Source organism: Escherichia sp. TW14182 (genome assembly GCF_000208525.1).
Taxonomy (GTDB): Bacteria; Pseudomonadota; Gammaproteobacteria; order Enterobacterales; family Enterobacteriaceae; genus Escherichia; species Escherichia ruysiae.
This window is the reverse complement of record NZ_AEJZ01000170.1, coordinates 1-17,845: the sequence shown is the minus strand read 5'-3', so window position 1 is coordinate 17,845 and position 17,845 is coordinate 1. Positions and strand designations below refer to the sequence as shown.

At 53.0% G+C, this 17,845-nt stretch carries 17 protein-coding genes and 1 pseudogene; 10 read left to right on the top strand and 8 right to left on the bottom strand.

Annotated features, from left to right (window positions below):
• The first annotated feature begins 125 nt into the window (after nt 1-125).
• Genes nikA through nikR form a run of 6 tightly spaced genes read left to right on the top strand, consistent with a single transcriptional unit; the run spans nt 126 to nt 5,448 of the window.
• Complete coding sequence (gene nikA, locus EQY_RS0114900; RefSeq protein ID WP_000493118.1) at nt 126-1,700, top strand: nickel ABC transporter substrate-binding protein; 1,575 nt, start codon at nt 126-128, stop codon at nt 1,698-1,700.
• The gene (gene nikB / locus EQY_RS0114895; protein WP_000947066.1) at nt 1,700-2,644 is read left to right on the top strand and encodes a nickel ABC transporter permease subunit NikB; all 945 of its coding nucleotides are present in this window, start codon (nt 1,700-1,702) and stop codon (nt 2,642-2,644) included. The genes nikA and nikB overlap by 1 nt, the downstream gene beginning before the upstream one ends.
• Nucleotides 2,641-3,474, top strand: a complete 834-nt coding sequence (gene nikC, locus EQY_RS0114890; protein WP_001008965.1) for a nickel ABC transporter permease subunit NikC — start codon at nt 2,641-2,643, stop codon at nt 3,472-3,474. The genes nikB and nikC overlap by 4 nt, the downstream gene beginning before the upstream one ends.
• Nucleotides 3,474-4,238, top strand: a complete 765-nt coding sequence (nikD, locus tag EQY_RS0114885; protein ID WP_001136202.1) for a nickel import ATP-binding protein NikD — start codon at nt 3,474-3,476, stop codon at nt 4,236-4,238. The genes nikC and nikD overlap by 1 nt, the downstream gene beginning before the upstream one ends.
• Nucleotides 4,235-5,041 (top strand): nickel import ATP-binding protein NikE, encoded by an 807-nt coding sequence (nikE, locus tag EQY_RS0114880; RefSeq protein WP_000173713.1) that lies wholly within the window; start codon nt 4,235-4,237, stop codon nt 5,039-5,041. Before nikD ends, nikE begins: the two co-directional genes overlap by 4 nt.
• A gap of 5 nt (nt 5,042-5,046) precedes the next feature.
• Nucleotides 5,047-5,448 carry a nickel-responsive transcriptional regulator NikR gene (nikR, locus tag EQY_RS0114875; RefSeq protein WP_001190062.1) on the top strand — a complete coding sequence of 134 codons (402 nt, stop codon included), beginning with the start codon at nt 5,047-5,049 and terminating at the stop codon, nt 5,446-5,448.
• Nucleotides 5,449-5,567: 119 nt separating this feature from the next.
• On the opposite strand, the gene EQY_RS0114870 is transcribed toward nikR, so the two are convergent.
• The 6 genes from EQY_RS0114870 to EQY_RS26855 form a co-directional block, all read right to left on the bottom strand.
• Nucleotides 5,568-5,927 (bottom strand): type II toxin-antitoxin system HicB family antitoxin, encoded by a 360-nt coding sequence (locus EQY_RS0114870; protein WP_000593555.1) that lies wholly within the window; start codon nt 5,925-5,927, stop codon nt 5,568-5,570.
• The gene (locus EQY_RS0114865; RefSeq protein ID WP_001260301.1) at nt 5,924-6,199 is read right to left on the bottom strand and encodes a type II toxin-antitoxin system HicA family toxin; all 276 of its coding nucleotides are present in this window, start codon (nt 6,197-6,199) and stop codon (nt 5,924-5,926) included. The genes EQY_RS0114870 and EQY_RS0114865 overlap by 4 nt, the downstream gene beginning before the upstream one ends.
• A gap of 72 nt (nt 6,200-6,271) precedes the next feature.
• Nucleotides 6,272-7,396: an ABC transporter permease gene (locus EQY_RS0114860; RefSeq protein WP_024212598.1), complete on the bottom strand. Its 1,125-nt coding sequence runs from the start codon at nt 7,394-7,396 to the stop codon at nt 6,272-6,274.
• Nucleotides 7,396-10,131: a ribosome-associated ATPase/putative transporter RbbA gene (gene rbbA / locus EQY_RS0114855; protein WP_000149103.1), complete on the bottom strand. Its 2,736-nt coding sequence runs from the start codon at nt 10,129-10,131 to the stop codon at nt 7,396-7,398. The genes EQY_RS0114860 and rbbA overlap by 1 nt, the downstream gene beginning before the upstream one ends.
• On the bottom strand, nt 10,128-11,195 hold the full coding sequence (locus EQY_RS0114850; RefSeq protein ID WP_000357899.1) for an HlyD family secretion protein: 1,068 nt from the start codon (nt 11,193-11,195) through the stop codon (nt 10,128-10,130). The genes rbbA and EQY_RS0114850 overlap by 4 nt, the downstream gene beginning before the upstream one ends.
• A 62-nt stretch (nt 11,196-11,257) precedes the next feature.
• Nucleotides 11,258-11,371 carry a hypothetical protein gene (locus EQY_RS26855; RefSeq protein ID WP_237712272.1) on the bottom strand — a complete coding sequence of 38 codons (114 nt, stop codon included), beginning with the start codon at nt 11,369-11,371 and terminating at the stop codon, nt 11,258-11,260.
• Between the two features lie 495 nt (nt 11,372-11,866).
• Here EQY_RS26855 and EQY_RS0114845 point away from each other — a divergent pair.
• Nucleotides 11,867-12,920 (top strand): annotated as a pseudogene (locus EQY_RS0114845) (DUF2776 family protein).
• A gap of 99 nt (nt 12,921-13,019) precedes the next feature.
• Here EQY_RS0114845 and EQY_RS0114840 read toward each other — a convergent pair.
• Entirely contained in the window at nt 13,020-14,213 is a 1,194-nt protein-coding gene (locus tag EQY_RS0114840) for a BaiN/RdsA family NAD(P)/FAD-dependent oxidoreductase (protein ID WP_000439175.1), read from the bottom strand.
• 230 nt (nt 14,214-14,443) lie between these two features.
• On the opposite strand from EQY_RS0114840, the gene pitA reads away from it, so the two are divergent.
• The gene (pitA, locus tag EQY_RS0114835) at nt 14,444-15,943 is read left to right on the top strand and encodes an inorganic phosphate transporter PitA (protein ID WP_000902771.1); all 1,500 of its coding nucleotides are present in this window, start codon (nt 14,444-14,446) and stop codon (nt 15,941-15,943) included.
• Nucleotides 15,944-16,010: 67 nt separating this feature from the next.
• Here the strand turns inward: pitA and uspB are convergent, their stop codons facing one another.
• A complete protein-coding gene (uspB, locus tag EQY_RS0114830; protein WP_000626187.1) occupies nt 16,011-16,346 on the bottom strand; it encodes a universal stress protein UspB in 336 nt (111 codons plus the stop codon).
• 390 nt (nt 16,347-16,736) lie between these two features.
• Between uspB and uspA the strand changes: the two genes are divergently transcribed.
• Both uspA and EQY_RS0114820 read left to right on the top strand, forming a co-directional pair.
• Nucleotides 16,737-17,171, top strand: a complete 435-nt coding sequence (gene uspA, locus EQY_RS0114825; RefSeq protein ID WP_000323571.1) for a universal stress protein UspA — start codon at nt 16,737-16,739, stop codon at nt 17,169-17,171.
• Nucleotides 17,172-17,483: 312 nt separating this feature from the next.
• Nucleotides 17,484-17,845, top strand: a 362-nt coding sequence (locus EQY_RS0114820) for an oligopeptide:H+ symporter (protein WP_237712271.1), incomplete at its 3' end; no start/stop codon positions are given.

The following is a 17,845-nucleotide window of genomic DNA, read 5'->3' as shown; positions in this document are numbered from 1 at the left end:
GGGAGAGGGTTAGGGTGAGGGGAACAGGCCGCACCCAGGCCGCATATGCAGAGTCACTACCAGATTTCAACATAGCGAATCGTCGCCATACTTATTTCGCCAACTATTTATCCATTGGGGCTACTATGTTCTCCACACTCCACCGCACTCTATTTGCGCTGCTGGCTTGTGCGTCTTTTATCGTCCATGCTGCCGCGCCAGATGAAATCACCACCGCCTGGCCGGTGAATGTCGGGCCACTAAACCCGCACCTTTACACGCCTAACCAGATGTTCGCCCAGAGCATGGTTTATGAACCGCTGGTGAAATACCAGGCAGATGGTTCGGTGATGCCGTGGCTGGCAAAAAGCTGGATCCATTCGGAAGATGGTAAAACCTGGACCTTCACCCTGCGTGATGACGTGAAATTCTCCAACGGTGAACCGTTCGATGCCGAGGCGGCGGCAGAAAACTTCCGCGTAGTGCTCGATAACCGTCAACGTCACGCCTGGCTGGAGCTGGCAAACCAGATTGTTGATGTTAAAGCACTCAGTAAAACGGAGCTGCAAATCACCCTGAAAAGCGCCTACTATCCTTTCCTGCAAGAACTGGCCCTGCCCCGTCCTTTCCGTTTTATCGCTCCCTCGCAGTTTAAAAACCATGAAACCATGAACGGAATTAAAGCGCCGATTGGCACCGGACCGTGGATTTTGCAGGAATCAAAACTGAATCAGTACGATGTCTTCGTCCGTAACGAAAACTACTGGGGCGAAAAGCCGGCGATTAAAAAGATCACCTTTAACGTGATCCCGGACCCGACTACCCGCGCGGTGGCGTTTGAAACTGGCGATATCGACCTGCTGTACGGAAACGAAGGGTTATTACCGCTCGATACCTTCGCCCGCTTTAGCCAGAACCCGGCTTACCACACCCAACTGTCACAGCCGATCGAAACCGTGATGCTGGCGCTCAATACCGCCAAAGCCCCCACCAACGAGCTGGCAGTACGTGAAGCTCTTAATTACGCGGTAAACAAAAAATCGCTGATTGATAACGCGTTATATGGCACCCAGCAGGTCGCCGACACCCTGTTTGCCCCTTCTGTGCCCTACGCCAACCTCGGCCTGAAACCGCGCCAGTACGATCCGCAAAAAGCGAAAGCGTTGCTGGAAAAAGCCGGTTGGACGCTGCCTGCGGGCAAAGACATCCGCGAGAAAAATGGTCAGCCGCTGCGCATTGAACTTTCGTTCATCGGCACCGATGCGTTAAGCAAATCGATGGCGGAAATCATTCAGGCTGATATGCGCCAGATTGGCGCAGATGTCTCGCTGATTGGCGAAGAAGAGAGCAGTATCTATGCTCGTCAGCGTGACGGTCGTTTTGGCATGATTTTCCACCGCACCTGGGGCGCGCCATACGATCCACACGCCTTCCTGAGTTCAATGCGCGTACCGTCGCACGCTGACTTCCAGGCACAGCAAGGTTTAGCCGACAAGCCGCTGATTGATAAAGAGATCGGCGAAGTGCTGGCGATCCACGACGAAACGCAACGTCAGGCGCTGTATCGCGACATTCTGACCCGTCTGCATGACGAGGCGGTTTATCTGCCTATCAGTTACATCTCAATGATGGTGGTATCAAAACCGGATCTGGGTAACATCCCCTACGCGCCGATCGCCACCGAAATTCCGTTCGAACAGATTAAACCGGTGAAACCTTAATGTTGCGTTACGTATTACGCCGCTTTCTGCTGCTGATCCCGATGGTGCTCGCCGCCTCGGTGATCATTTTTCTGATGTTGCGCCTCGGCACCGGCGACCCGGCACTCGACTATTTGCGTTTATCTAACCTGCCGCCGACGCCGGAGATGCTGGCCTCTACCCGCACCATGCTGGGACTGGATCAGCCGCTGTACGTCCAGTACGGCACCTGGTTGTGGAAGGCGCTGCATCTTGACTTTGGTATCTCATTCGCCAGCCAACGCCCGGTGCTCGACGATATGCTGAACTTCCTGCCCGCAACATTGGAACTGGCAGGAGCGGCGCTGGTGTTAATTCTGCTCACTTCCGTGCCGCTCGGTATCTGGGCGGCGCGCCATCGCGACCGCCTGCCGGATTTCGCCGTGCGTTTCATCGCGTTTCTTGGCGTCTCAATGCCTAACTTCTGGCTGGCGTTTTTACTGGTGATGGCGTTTTCGGTGTATCTGCAATGGCTACCCGCGATGGGTTACGGCGGCTGGCAGCACATCATTTTGCCGGCGGTTTCCATCGCCTTTATGTCGCTGGCGATTAACGCGCGGCTGCTGCGCGCCAGTATGCTGGACGTCGCCGGTCAGCGTCACGTGACCTGGGCACGGCTGCGCGGGCTTAACGCTAAACAGACCGAACGCCGCCATATTCTGCGTAATGCCTCGCTGCCGATGATCACCGCCGTGGGGATGCACATCGGCGAACTGATCGGCGGGACGATGATTATCGAAAACATCTTTGCCTGGCCGGGGGTAGGACGCTATGCGGTGTCGGCGATTTTTAACCGTGACTATCCGGTAATTCAATGCTTTACGCTGATGATGGTGGTGGTTTTTGTGGTCTGTAATTTGATTGTTGATTTACTCAACGCCGCGCTGGACCCGCGTATTCGTCGTCATGAAGGAGCGCACGCGTGAACTTTTTCCTCTCTTCCCGCTGGTCGGTACGCCTGGCGCTGATCATTATCGCCCTGCTGGCGCTGATTGCGCTCACCAGCCAGTGGTGGCTGCCGTATGACCCACAGGCGATTGATCTGCCGTCGCGCCTGCTCTCGCCGGATGCGCAGCACTGGCTGGGCACCGATCACTTAGGGCGTGATATTTTCTCGCGGCTGATGGCGGCGACCCGCGTGTCGCTCGGTTCGGTAATGGCCTGCCTGCTGCTGGTGCTGACATTAGGGCTGGTTATTGGCGGCAGCGCCGGACTGATTGGCGGACGCGTTGATCAGGCCACCATGCGCGTCGCCGATATGTTTATGACCTTCCCGACGTCGATTCTGTCGTTCTTTATGGTTGGCGTGCTCGGCACCGGGCTGACCAACGTAATTATCGCCATCGCCCTGTCGCACTGGGCGTGGTATGCACGCATGGTGCGCAGCCTGGTGATTTCGCTACGCCAGCGCGAGTTTGTGCTGGCGTCACGACTTTCCGGCGCGGGGCATGTGCGGGTGTTTGTCGATCATCTGGCAGGCGCGGTGCTCCCTTCGCTGCTGGTGCTGGCGACGCTGGATATCGGCCATATGATGCTTCACGTCGCGGGGATGTCCTTCCTCGGCCTTGGCGTGACCGCGCCGACCGCCGAATGGGGCGTGATGATTAACGACGCGCGTCAGTATATCTGGACTCAGCCGCTGCAAATGTTCTGGCCGGGGCTGGCGCTGTTTATCAGCGTGATGGCCTTTAACCTGGTGGGTGACGCACTGCGCGATCATCTGGACCCTCATCTGGTGACGGAGCACGCACACTAATGCCACAACAGATTGAACTGCGCGATATCGCGCTACAGGCCGTGCAGCCGCTGGTACACGGAGTATCATTAACTCTGCAACGCGGGCGCGTGCTGGCGTTAGTCGGTGGTAGCGGCAGCGGGAAATCATTAACCTGCGCGGCGGCTCTGGGCATTCTGCCCGCAGGCGTTCGCCAGACGGCGGGAGAAATTTTAGCCGATGGCAAACCGGTTTCGCCCTGCGCGCTACGCGGTATCAAAATTGCCACCATCATGCAGAACCCGCGCAGCGCCTTTAATCCGCTGCACACCATGCACACCCACGCGCGGGAAACCTGCCTGGCACTGGGGAAACCCGCCGATGACGCCACGCTTATCGCTGCCATAGAAGCGGTGGGGCTGGAAAACGCCGCGCGCGTGCTGAAGCTGTACCCGTTCGAGATGAGCGGCGGTATGTTGCAGCGCATGATGATTGCGATGGCGGTGCTGTGCGAATCGCCGTTTATCATCGCCGATGAACCAACCACCGACCTTGATGTAGTAGCGCAAGCGCGCATCCTCGATCTACTGGAAAGCATTATGCAAAAACAAGCGCCGGGGATGCTGCTGGTCACCCATGATATGGGCGTAGTAGCGCGTCTGGCGGACGATGTGGCGGTAATGTCTCACGGCAAGATTGTTGAACAGGGCGATGTAGAAACGCTGTTTAACGCCCCCAAACATACGGTGACGCGCAGCCTGGTTTCCGCTCATCTCGCCCTCTACGGTATGGAGCTGGCATCATGACTTTACTTAACGTCTCCAACCTTTCACATCACTATGCGCACGGTGGATTCAGCGGTAAGCACCAGCATCAGGCGGTACTCAATAACGTTTCTCTGACCCTGAAAAGCGGTGAAACCGTCGCCCTGCTGGGACGCAGTGGCTGCGGAAAGAGTACCCTCGCGCGGCTGCTGGTAGGCTTAGAGTCGCCCTCACAAGGGAATATTAGCTGGCGTGGCGAACCGCTGGCGAAACTCAATCGCGCGCAACGTAAAGCGTTCCGCCGTGATATTCAGATGGTGTTTCAGGACTCCATCAGCGCCGTTAACCCACGCAAAACCGTGCGCGAGATCCTGCGAGAACCGATGCGCCACCTGCTATCGCTGAAAAAAGCCGAACAACTGGCGCGCGCCAGTGAAATGCTGAAGGCGGTAGATCTCGATGACAGCGTGCTCGACAAACGCCCACCGCAATTAAGCGGCGGTCAGCTCCAGCGCGTCTGCCTGGCGCGCGCGCTGGCGGTCGAACCGAAACTGCTGATTCTGGATGAAGCCGTTTCTAACCTTGATCTCGTGTTACAAGCGGGCGTCATTCGTCTACTGAAAAAGCTACAACAACAGTTTGGCACCGCCTGCCTGTTCATCACCCACGACTTACGCTTGGTGGAACGTTTCTGTCAGCGGGTGATGGTGATGGACAACGGACAAATCGTCGAAACCCAGGTGGTGGGAGAGAAATTAACTTTTTCCTCTGACGCCGGACGTGTGCTACAAAACGCGGTATTACCCGCATTCCCCGTGCGCCGTCGCGCCACTGAAAAGGTTTAACGCAAATGCAACGAGTCACCATCACGCTTGATGACGATTTACTGGAGACGCTGGACAGCCTGAGCCAGCGTCGTGGCTATAACAACCGTTCCGAAGCTATCCGCGATATTCTGCGCAGCGCCCTGGCGCAGGAGGCCACCCAGCAGCACGGCACACAAGGTTTCGCAGTGCTGTCGTATGTGTATGAGCACGAAAAACGCGACTTAGCCAGCCGTATTGTCTCCACCCAGCATCATCACCACGATCTCTCGGTCGCCACGCTGCATGTCCACATTAATCACGACGACTGTCTGGAAATCGCCGTGCTGAAAGGTGACATGGGTGACGTGCAGCATTTTGCCGATGACGTTATCGCCCAGCGCGGCGTGCGACACGGGCATTTACAGTGCTTGCCGAAGGAAGATTGAGTTATTTCTGAAACGCGGAAAGAAAAGATATTAACTGAACTTAATTTATAAAATTAAGTTCAGTTGCATAGATAGATCCTGTAAAGGCAGATGTTCTGCGTAATGAACGCCGCTAAAATTTATAAATGATTCAAACGCTCATTCAGCGTTTCAATAATATAGGTATTAACAGAGACTTGTTGCTGCGCAGCCGCATTATTAAGGCGTTCACTCAGCGATTCTGGATAGCGTAACGTAAAGGTCTTAATCTTTTCTGTACGCGCATAAGGCTCAATACCCGCAGCTTTACAATCCTCAAGATACTCTCGCAGGGAAAGCTCCCCCTCTTTTTGCAGCCCCTGAATGCTGTCAGAGACAAAATCACAATAACCTGACAAGCCCAGGAATTTGCCACGAAATGCATTCAGTTCTGGCACATAGGTAATTACAGCAGGTTGCCCGGCAATCTCCATAGAATTTGGCGTCTTCAGTTTGATCATGGTTTTACCCCTATACTTAGTAACCAGTCACGCACGCTTTCTACAGCGCCTTTATCGGTATCTGGCGACGGATGAGGCCGATGGAAACACGCAACGCTCATATTTAGTATGAACTTACAACGCGAGCCTCTTCCTTCCTTAATTTCTCCGCCTAATGCTTTAACCAGTGACTCTATATCAGACCACTTAATCCCTTGAGGAACAGGAGATTTAAATATTTGATCCAATGTATTTTTTTGTTTCTTCCGTAAAGCCTGTACCTGTGTTCTCATGGCATGTCCTTATGACTTCACTTTATGACATCAATAGTATGACATCACAATATGAAGTCAAGTTTCCCTTCCTTACGCCATTGTTCCAATCGTCTTTCTGAATCGCAGCAGCGCGATGGTGAAAAACGCGCCGCCAATTGCCATCAGCGTCAGGAATTGCGGCCAGACGATTTCGAATCCGGCACCACGGTAGAGAATGGCCTGCGCGAGGCTGACAAAGTGTGTCGTCGGCATGGTCAGCATAATGTCCTGCACCATCTGCGGCATACTTTCGCGCGGCGTGGAACCACCGGAAAGCATTTGCAGCGGCAGCAGCACCAGAATCACCAGCAGCCCCAGTTGCGGCATTGAGCGCGCTATCGTCCCCATGAAAATGCCGATTGACGTGGTGGCAAACAGACTGAGCGCCACGCCAAGCATAAACAGCGGGATCGAGCCTTCTATCGGTACGCCCAGCACGCCTTTTACCATCAGCACCAGCGATAATCCCGACACCACCAGCACCACCAGCCCCATCGACCAGACCTTCGCCATCATGATCTCAAACGGCGTTATCGGCATCACCAGTAAATGTTCCACCGTGCCGTGTTCACGCTCGCGGATCAGCGCCGATCCGGTCAAAACAATCGCCAGCATGGTAATGTTGTTGATGATCGCCATCACCCCACCAAACCACGCGGGATCGAGATTCGGGTTAAAGCGCATCCGGGTTTCCAGCGATACCAACGGTTCGCTGTTATCACGGTAGCGCGCGACAAAGCTGTTCACTTCACCGTTGATAATATTCTGGATATACCCGTTGCCAGTGAATGCCTGGCTCATGCGCGTGGCATCGACGTTCACCTGAATATCCGGCTGGCGTCCGGCGAGGACATCACGCTGAAAATTAGGCGGAATATTTACCGCAAAGGTATAGCGCCCGGCGTCCAGTCCGGCATCCATCTCATCGGCAGTGATCATCTCCGGCGGCAAAAACCACGGGCGGTAGAAGCTGTTAACGATCCGGTTCGACAACTGCGATTGATCCATATCGGCAATGGCGATCGGCGCCAGGTTTAACGATCCTGGCGTGACGGTTGCCGACGAGTACACCGACACCGTAAACGAGAAGATAATCAGCGTCAGCATTGCTTTATCACCAAGCAGGCTGCGCAACTCTTTGATACCCAGATTAAAAATATTGCGTAAATGGCGCATCATCCCTCCTGTTTTTTCAGCAGCAGGATGCTTAAGCCCATCACCAGCGGTATGGCTATCAGCAACGGGATAAAAAGTTGCCACAAGTCCGTCAGATCCAGCGCCTTCGAAAACGTCCCGCGCGCGATAGTCAGAAAATGACTGGTAGGATAAACCTCGCCGATCCAACGCCCCGGCCCTTCCAGCGATGCCACCGGATCGATCATCCCGGAAAACTGCGTCGCCGGAATCAACGTGATAATCGCCGTACCGAAAATGGCGGCAATCTGGCTCTTCATAAAAGTGGAGATCAGCAGCCCCATTCCGGTGGCAATGATGATATACAGCAACGCCGCCAGGGTGAGCGTCAGGAAGCTGCCTTTATGCGGCACGCCAAACACAAACACCGACAAGGCGCAGAGCAGGAAAAAGTTCAGCATCCCCAGCGCGATGTACGGTAGCTGTTTGCCGAGCAAAAATTCGCTACGCGTGGTGGGGGTCACGTAAAGGTTGATAATCGACCCCAACTCTTTTTCCCGCACCACGCTAAGGGCGCTTAGCATTGACGGGATCATCATCAGCAGAAGCGGGATCACCGCCGGAACAATCGCTGGCAGGCTTTTTACGTCCGGGTTATAGCGATAGCGCGTCTCAATATTCATCAGTCCGCTTTGGCTGGCGGGCGTCGATTGCCGGCTCGCCACATCCTGTAACCAACTCTGGTGCATCGCCTGCACGTAACCTTTTACCGTTTCGGCACGGCTGGGCATCGCACCGTCGATCCAGACACCGAGCTCCACAGGCGTACCACGCGCGATATCACGCCCGAAATTGGGCGGGATCTCAATCGCCACCGTGATATCGCCCGCGCGCATCCGGCGGTCAAGCTCGTCATAACTGGTGAGCGGCGGTTGTTCGATAAAGTAACGGGAACCGGAGAGATTGAGCATCCACGCCTGGCTGCTGACGGTCTGGTCGCGGTCGAGCACCGCAAAGCGCAGGTTTTCCACATCCATACTGATGCCATAGCCCATTATCAGCATCAGGATCACCGTTCCCATCAGCGCCAGCGTCGAACGCACCGGATCGCGTCGCAGTTCCAGTGCTTCGCGGCGGCTGTAGCTAAACAGACGGCGCAGGCTAAATCCCTGACGCGGCGCATGGGTAGCGTTGCGCACCACGGGCGGTGCTTCGGCTTCGTTGCTCTGCCCCGCCGCCTCCTGCAAACAGGCGATAAATGCCTCTTCCAGACTGGCGGCTCCGCGTTTCTCAACCAGTTCCTGCGGTGTACCGCTGGCGAGCACTTTTCCGGCGTGCATCAGCGAGATACGGTCGCAGCGTTCCGCTTCGTTCATAAAGTGGGTGGAGATGAAAATGGTCACTTTGTCCTGGCGCGAGAGATCGACCATCAACTGCCAGAACATATCCCTCGCCACCGGATCGACGCCAGAAGTAGGTTCATCGAGGATTAACATCTCCGGGCGATGAATCACCGCCACCGCCAGCGAAAGCCGCTGGCGAATGCCGAGCGGCAATGACTCCGGCAGCACATCTTCAACGTCATTGAGCTTAAAACGCTCGCTCATTTCAGCCACTCGCGCAGGAATTTCCGCTTCCGGGATGTGAAACAAACGAGCATGTAACTCCAGGTTTTGCCGCACGGTGAGTTCGTTATAGAGCGAAAACGCCTGCGACATATAGCCCACCCGACGGCGAGTATCGATATCTTTTGGATCAACCGGTTGCCCAAACAGCCACGCCTCACCTTCGCTGGCGGGCAGCAGCCCAGTAAGCATTTTCATGGTGGTGGATTTACCGCAGCCGTTCGAACCGAGGAAGCCAAAAATCTCCCCGCGTGGAATGCGGAAATTGACGTGATCAACGGCAACGAAGGAACCAAAACGCATGGTCAGATCGCGCGCTTCGATGGCAATCTCTGCGTTTTCAGGTTGATACGGTGGGATCACTACCGCCTGATGCGCCTGGCGTTGCGCTTGCGGTAACAGATTAATAAATGCTTCTTCCAGCGTGGCGCTTTGCGTTTGCTGACGCAGTTCTTCGGCGCTACCGGTCGCCAGCACTTCTCCGGCATTCATCGCCACCAGCCAGTCGAAGCGTTCGGCCTCTTCCATATAGGCGGTGGCGACCAGCACGCTCATATTGCTCTGCCGCTGGCGAATACTGTCGATGAGATCCCAGAACTGAGCGCGAGAGAGCGGGTCAACCCCCGTCGTTGGCTCATCAAGAATCAACAATTCCGGGTCGTGGATTAACGCACAGCATAGTCCAAGTTTTTGCTTCATCCCGCCGGAGAGCTTTCCCGCCGGACGATCGCGAAACGGTGCTAACCCGGTGCTGGTCAGCAGCTCATTAATTCGGACTTCCCGCTCCGCTTTGTCGTGACCGAACAGGCGGGCGAAAAAATCGACGTTTTCATATACCGACAAGGTGTGGTAGAGGTTTTTGCCCAGCCCCTGCGGCATCCAGGCGATGCGCGGGCAGACGTCGCGGCGATGCTTCGGGTCGCGCATATCGCCGCCCAGCACGATCACGTTGCCCTGCTCAATGACGCGGGCACCGGAAATCAGCGATAACAAACTCGACTTCCCGACGCCGTCCGGGCCAATCAGCCCGACCATGCAGCGTGCCGGAATATCGAGAGTGATATTGTTCAGCGCAACGGTTTTTCCATAATGCTGGCTCACGCCCGCCAGTTGCGCGACAGGCGGAACGGGAACCAGTTCCAGATGCGTCATTGCGGCAACCTCACCACCAGGTCTTCAGGCCACGGACGTTCTTCGTTCACCCGCACCCACGCCACGCCCGGCAAACCGGTTTTGACATATTCCAGATGTTGCTGGAGTAATTCCGGTGGGATACGCGCTTTGACGCGGAACATCAGTTTCAGCCGTTCATCGCTGGTTTCGACGGTTTTTGGCGTGAACTGGGCGACGCTGGCGACAAAACTGATGGTCGCAGGAATACGCAGATCTGGCGCGGCATCGAGGATCAGCCGTGCTTCGCCGCCTAGTTTCAGTGTGCCCGCCTGTTCGGTTGGCAGGAAGAAGGTCATATAAACGTCGCTCAGATCGACCATATTCAGCACCCGACCGCCTGCCGCCAGCACTTCGCCTGGCTCAGCAACCCGATACTGCACACGCCCATCGCGCGGGGCTTTTAGTTCACTGTCATCGATATCTGCGGCAATGCGCCGTTCAGTGGCTTGCGCGGCTTCTACACGAGTTTGTGCCTGAATGATATTGGTACGTGCCGCTTCAATAGCGGCTTTAGAAGCCGAAACCTGGGCTTTTGCCGACTCCAGCGCAGCACGGGCGCTTTCGGCAGCGGCGCGGTCGTCATCCAGTTGTTGCGCAGAAATAGCCCCACGATGGGCGAGCGAGCGGGAACGCGTATGGCGTTTGGCAACGGAGTCCAGTTCGGCCTGGCGTTGATTAACCAGTGACTGTGCGGCACGAGTTTCACTTTGCCGCTGTTCCAGCAAAGCCTGCGCGGCGGCAACAGCACTTTGCGCCTCTTTGATTTGCGCGATGGCTTCCAGTCGCTGCTCCTGCAACACGCGAGTGTCCATCTTCGCCAGCACTTCACCTTCACGGACAAACTGCCCCTCTTTCACCAGAATGGTGTCGATACGCCCGGCAATTTTACTGGCGATATCCACTTCCGTCGCTTCAATGCGACCATTACTGACGGCAAAACCCTCCGGTACACCTGCCGGACGCAATAACCACCACGCCAGGACGGCAGCAACCGCCAGTAACCCTACAACCCACCACGCCAGATGGCGCTTAATCTTATCCATAATCGACCCGCCATAATCCCTGTAAGTAAACGACGCGTGTTACAGCAGCCGCCGAACGATGTTCAGCGAATTCTTCCATCCGGGATGAGAAGGAAACGGCATATACGACCAGGGCGCCGCAAGATGAGCGCCAACGGGAAAAGCTTAGTGAAAACGGGTAGTAATGTTGTCATCATCAGCATTCCTGGCCGTAAATGAAACACGCATACTCATAATTGAAATCAATTAAATACTAACAGTTATATTCATGTTGTCTATTTGATTACAATCAGCTTGTGATACATCACGATGTTCTACATTTCGATTACGTTTTTAACCCAAAATATCCTTAACAGGAACGGTGACTATCACGCAGTGTTATTATTCTCTTGTGTACAAATATCTTACCGAAAGGTAATAAGGTATTTTTGCGAAAAGAGGGTGGATGAGAAAAAGCAGCGTTTTAAGCAACGATGAAAAATAAGGAAAAGATATTCATTCAGAATTAGCTGTAGGATAAATATTTATTTGCCAGCATTAACTCGCCTATAAAATTCAATACTCAGAACAATAAATCCGGTTATAGTAAAGTTACTTTCTACAATTAGTGGTATCTCATTGTTATATTTAATTAACTAAAAATACTACTTACACGCTTTCTGACATTAGCGGAAACGCATATGGAGATTGAGATGAACATATATATCGGATGGTTGTTTAAATTAATCCCTTTGATAATGGGTATAATATGCATCGCGTTAGGTGATTTTGTATTAGCAGGTTCTGGGCAAAGTGAATATTTCGTTGCAGGGCATGTTTTAATTTCTCTTTCTGCAATATGCCTGGCGTTGTTCACTACTGCATTTATTATGCATCTCTCAGTTAAATCATGGTGTGAATAAATTCTACAACACGCTATTTCCTATTATTGGTTATGCAGGTTCCGTTGCAACGATGATTTGGGGATGGTCTCTGCTGGCAAGTGATAATGTGATGGCGGATGAATTTGTTGCCGGGCACGTTATTTTTGGTGTTGGGATGATTGCCGCCTGCGTATCAACCGTCGCGGCATCTTCCGGGCATTTTCTGCTCATCCCGAAAAACGCAGCAGGGAGTAAAAGCGATGGAACTCCGCTTCAGGCTTATTCTTCGTTTATTGGTAATTGCTTAATTGCCGTGCCACTACTTCTGACTCTCTTTGGTTTCCTCTGGTCAGTTGCGCTTTTGCGTAGTGCAGATATTCCAGCGCATTATGTTGCAGGCCATGTATTCCTGGGGCTAACGGCAATTTGCGCTTGTCTTATTGGCCTGGTCGCCACTATTGTTCATCAAACGCGGAACACATTCTCAGCGAAAGAACATTGGCTCTGGTGTTATTGGGTTATTTTGCTCGGCTCACTTACCGTTATTCAGGGTATCTACGTATTAATCAGTTCAGATGCAAGCGCCCGTCTGGCACCCGGCATTATTCTCATTTGTCTGGGGATGATCTGCTACAGCATTTTCTCCAAAGTGTGGCTGTTGGCGTTAGTCTGGAGACGCACCTGTTCGTTAACCAACAGAATACCAATGATACCGGTATTTACCTGTCTGTTTTGCCTGTTCCTCGCGGCGTTCCTTGCTGAAATTGCGCAAATCGATATGGCTTACTTTATTCCCTCGCGAGTTTTGGTGGGCTTAGGTGCAGTGTGTTTTACGCTGTTTTCAATCGTTTCTATATTAGAAGCGGGTTCTGCGAAAAAATAATAGAAAAGGCTTTAGATAAGGTGTCGAATGTCTTATCTGGGCTTTATTCAGGTTAATCCCCCCTGGTTACACCGCGAAAACGAGGGGGCATTTTGCTTCTTATTCTGCCGCCAAATCCTGCGCACAAGCCCACGCACTCGACCATGCCCACTGGAAGTTATAGCCCCCCAGCCAGCCGGTGACGTCCATCACTTCACCAATGAAGTACAGCCCCGGCACTTTGCGCGCTTCCATTGTCCGTGAAGAGAGTTCGTTGGTGTCCACTCCGCCGAGCGTCACTTCGGCGGTGCGATAGCCTTCAGTGCCGTTAGGTTGTACGCGCCAGTCGGTCAATGTGGTAATCAGCGCCTGTTGATCACGCACGTTGAGCTGTTTTAGCGAGACATCCGGGATTTGCCCGAGTTGTTGTAACCGTTCAACCAACCGTTTCGGCAGATGAACCGCCAGGGTGTTCTTCAGGCTCTGGTTTGGATGTGCGTTACGCTGCTCATTAAGGAAGGTTTCGAGATCCACATCCGGTAGCAGATTGATGCTGACAAATTCTCCCGGCTGCCAGTAGCTGGAAATCTGTAATACCGCAGGGCCGGATAAGCCACGATGAGTGAAGAGTAAGTTCTCGCGGAATACGGTGCCGTTTTCAGCGGTGATCACCGAAGGCGCCGCCACGCCTGCCAGCACCTGTAACTCTTCCAGCAACGGTTTATGCAGAGTGAATGGCACCAGGCCAGCGCGGGTGGGCAACACGTTGAGGCCAAATTGTTCGGCAATCTTATAACCGAACGGCGATGCGCCCAGACCAGGCATCGAGAGGCCTCCGGTGGCAATGACCAGTTTATCGCAGCCGACGGTCATACCGTTCAGTTCAAGCGTAAACCCCGTTTCATCCTTTGCCACACTCAGCACTTCGCTGCGCAATCTGAAGGTCACATTACCCTTTTCACACTCATCCACCAGCATGTCGACAATCTGCTGTGCAGAGTCATCACAGAAGAGTTGCCCTAACGTTTTCTCGTGCCAGGCGATACCGTGTTTATTTACCAGATCAATGAAATCCCACTGGGTAAAACGCGCGAGTGCAGACTTACAAAAATGCGGATTCTGGCTCAGATAGGCGCCAGGCTCGACATAAAGGTTGGTAAAGTTGCAGCGTCCACCGCCAGACATGAGGATTTTGCGCCCCGGTTTTTTACCATTATCAATCAGCAAAACTCTGCGTCCCGCCTGACCTGCCAGCGCAGAACAGAACATACCAGCCGCACCAGCGCCTATAATAATGGCATCAAACCTTTCCACGTTGCGCTCCTCTTAGAAAAAACGGGCGTGAATTGTAAAGATTCCTCAGTGGTCGCACCAGCATCAATATTACTTAGGGGAAGTATTTACCTGAATTATATAAGATAATTATTTTTTGAGCAAAAATCATACAGGAGGCAAATCAAAAAAATCTATATTTCACTTTGCCCGCGCCGCGAAAGTCACTGATAATGCGCCGCGTTCATGTCCTCAAAATGGCGTAACGTCCTATGCTACATTTGTTTGCTGGCCTGGATTTGCATACCGGGCTGTTATTATTGCTTGCACTGGCTTTTGTGCTGTTCTACGAAGCCATTAATGGTTTCCATGACACAGCCAACGCTGTGGCAACTGTCATCTATACCCGCGCGATGCGTTCTCAGCTCGCAGTGGTTATGGCGGCAGTGTTCAACTTTTTGGGTGTTTTGCTGGGTGGTCTGAGTGTTGCCTATGCCATTGTGCATATGCTGCCGACAGACTTGCTGCTTAATATGGGATCGTCTCATGGCCTTGCCATGGTGTTCTCTATGTTACTGGCGGCGATTATCTGGAACCTGGGTACCTGGTACTTTGGTTTACCTGCATCCAGCTCTCATACGCTGATTGGCGCAATCATCGGTATTGGTTTAACCAATGCGTTGATGACCGGTACGTCAGTGGTGGATGCACTCAATATCCCGAAAGTATTAAGTATTTTCGCATCTCTGATCGTTTCCCCTATTGTCGGCCTGGTGTTTGCTGGCGGTCTGATTTTCTTGCTGCGTCGCTACTGGAGCGGCACCAAGAAACGCGCCCGTATCCACCTGACCCCAGCGGAGCGTGAAAAGAAAGACGGTAAGAAAAAACCGCCGTTCTGGACGCGTATCGCGCTGATCCTTTCCGCTGTCGGCGTGGCGTTTTCCCACGGCGCGAACGATGGTCAGAAAGGCATTGGTCTGGTTATGCTGGTGCTGATTGGCGTCGCACCAGCGGGCTTCGTGGTTAATATGAATGCCTCAGGCTACGAAATCACTCGTACCCGTGATGCAATCAACAACGTGGAAGCTTACTTTGAGCAACACCCTGCACTGCTGAAACAGGCGACCGGTGCTGATCAGTTAGTACCGACTCCGGAAGCAGGCGCAACACAACCTGCGGAGTTCCATTGCCATCCGTCGAATACCATTAACGCGCTCAATCGCCTGAAAGGCATGTTGACTGCTGACGTGGAAAGCTACGACAAGCTGTCGCTTGACCAACGTAGCCAGATGCGCCGCATTATGCTGTGCGTATCTGACACCATCGACAAAGTGGTGAAAATGCCTGGCGTCACAGCAGATGATCAGCGTCTGTTGAAGAAACTGAAGTCCGATATGCTGAGTACCATCGAGTACGCTCCGGTGTGGATCATCATGGCGGTCGCGCTGGCATTAGGTATCGGTACGATGATTGGCTGGCGTCGTGTGGCAACGACTATCGGTGAGAAAATCGGTAAGAAAGGCATGACCTACGCTCAGGGGATGTCTGCCCAGATGACGGCTGCGGTGTCTATCGGCCTGGCGAGTTATACCGGGATGCCGGTTTCCACCACTCACGTACTCTCCTCTTCCGTAGCGGGGACGATGGTTGTTGATGGCGGCGGCTTACAGCGTAAAACAGTAACCAGCATTCTGATGGCGTGGGTGTTTACCCTCCCGGCTGCGATACTGCTCTCCGGCGGGCTGTACTGGATCTCCTTGCAGTTCCTGTAATCGCACGCAGAAAAACGAGCGGGTCAGTTTTCTGACCCGCTTTTTTTATGCGTTATTGCTGTGGTACTTAATGCCAGATCATCAATGCAATCAGGCTTACCACGACCAGACCACACAATGCGCTGGTCAGAATAAACTGCCGACGCACACGCTCGCAGCGACGAATAAACTCATCATCGTGATGATCGCGATACCTCTGAGCATAGATATACCAGACGAGACGCACCTGTTTGTTAGGTTGGCCATGTGAGGTAAAAAAGCCCCCTCCATCTACATATTGATAGAGCAATGGATCGCAATTACGCAGTACCACTAACAACGCGCGTAGTGATGAGAAATAGCGCGCCATGTTAACAATGCAAACGACACATAAAGCCCAAAATAATGCGACGGTGCTTATCATACCTCCTCCCCGGCGACCTGCCCACGGAGTTCCACTCCGGGGCTACCGCTCCCGATACGCTGCCAATCAGTTAACACCAGGTCCTGGAGAAACCGCTTTTGTCGTGACACACATCCGAGCGGCTCTATAGATAGTGTAGGAGATCAGCTTGTTTTTTTTCCATAAGGTTAACCACTATCAATATATTCATCTCGAAAATTTGATTATCTGATTGGTAAGCAAGGCGGATTGACGGATCATCTGGGTCGCTATAAGGTAAGGATGGTCTTAACACTGAATCTTTACGGCTGGGTTAGCCCCGCGCACGTAGTTCGCAGGACGCGGGTGACGTAACGGCACAAGAAACGCTAGCTGGCCAGTCATCGACAACTTTATGGAAGGAGTAACACTATGGCTTATAAACACATTCTCATCGCGGTCGATCTCTCCCCGGAAAGCAAAGTTCTGGTAGAGAAAGCAGTCTCTATGGCTCGCCCCTACAATGCGAAGGTTTCTCTGATCCACGTAGATGTAAACTACTCTGACCTATACACCGGGCTTATTGATGTGAATCTGGGTGATATGCAGAAACGCATCTCCGAAGAGACGCATCACGCGCTGACCGAGCTCTCTACCAACGCAGGTTACCCAATCACTGAAACCCTGAGCGGCAGCGGCGATCTGGGTCAGGTTCTGGTGGATGCAATCAAGAAATACGATATGGATCTGGTTGTTTGTGGTCATCACCAGGACTTCTGGAGCAAACTGATGTCTTCCGCGCGTCAACTTATCAACACCGTTCACGTTGATATGCTGATTGTTCCGCTGCGCGACGAAGAAGAATAATCATCCCCTCCCGACTTGCCCCCGACGCCCGCTTATGCGGGCGTTCTGCTTTTGCGCTCTCCTGTTTTCCAGATGCGGCCAGCAGGCTCATAGATACCCGGGGCTATCCAAATTTTCAGCATCTCAAAAATCAGAATGTAAAACCATCTCACTTCAAACAACCAGCATGATTAGCTGGTTACTTTCTGTCGAAATAGTGCATATAACTATTTACCACATCAATATTAAAAATCTTAGACATCTGTAAAATCTTTCGCGTGCAACCACTTACGCGTTCATACTTTTCAGGATGGTATTGGAAGGTTAATAAATATGAATACAACAACACCCACTGGGATGCTGCAACAACCTCGCCCATTTTTCATGATCTTTTTTGTCGAATTATGGGAGCGATTCGGCTACTACGGCGTGCAAGGCGTGCTGGCGGTTTTCTTCGTTAAACAGCTCGGATTCTCACAAGAGCAGGCCTTTGTTACCTTTGGCGCTTTTGCTGCGCTGGTCTATGGACTTATCTCCATTGGCGGCTATGTCGGCGACCACCTGCTTGGGACTAAACGCACCATTGTTCTTGGGGCGATTGTGCTGGCGATTGGCTACTTCATGACCGGAATGTCACTACTTAAGCCTGATCTGATTTTCATCGCCCTGGGGACTATTGCCGTCGGTAACGGCTT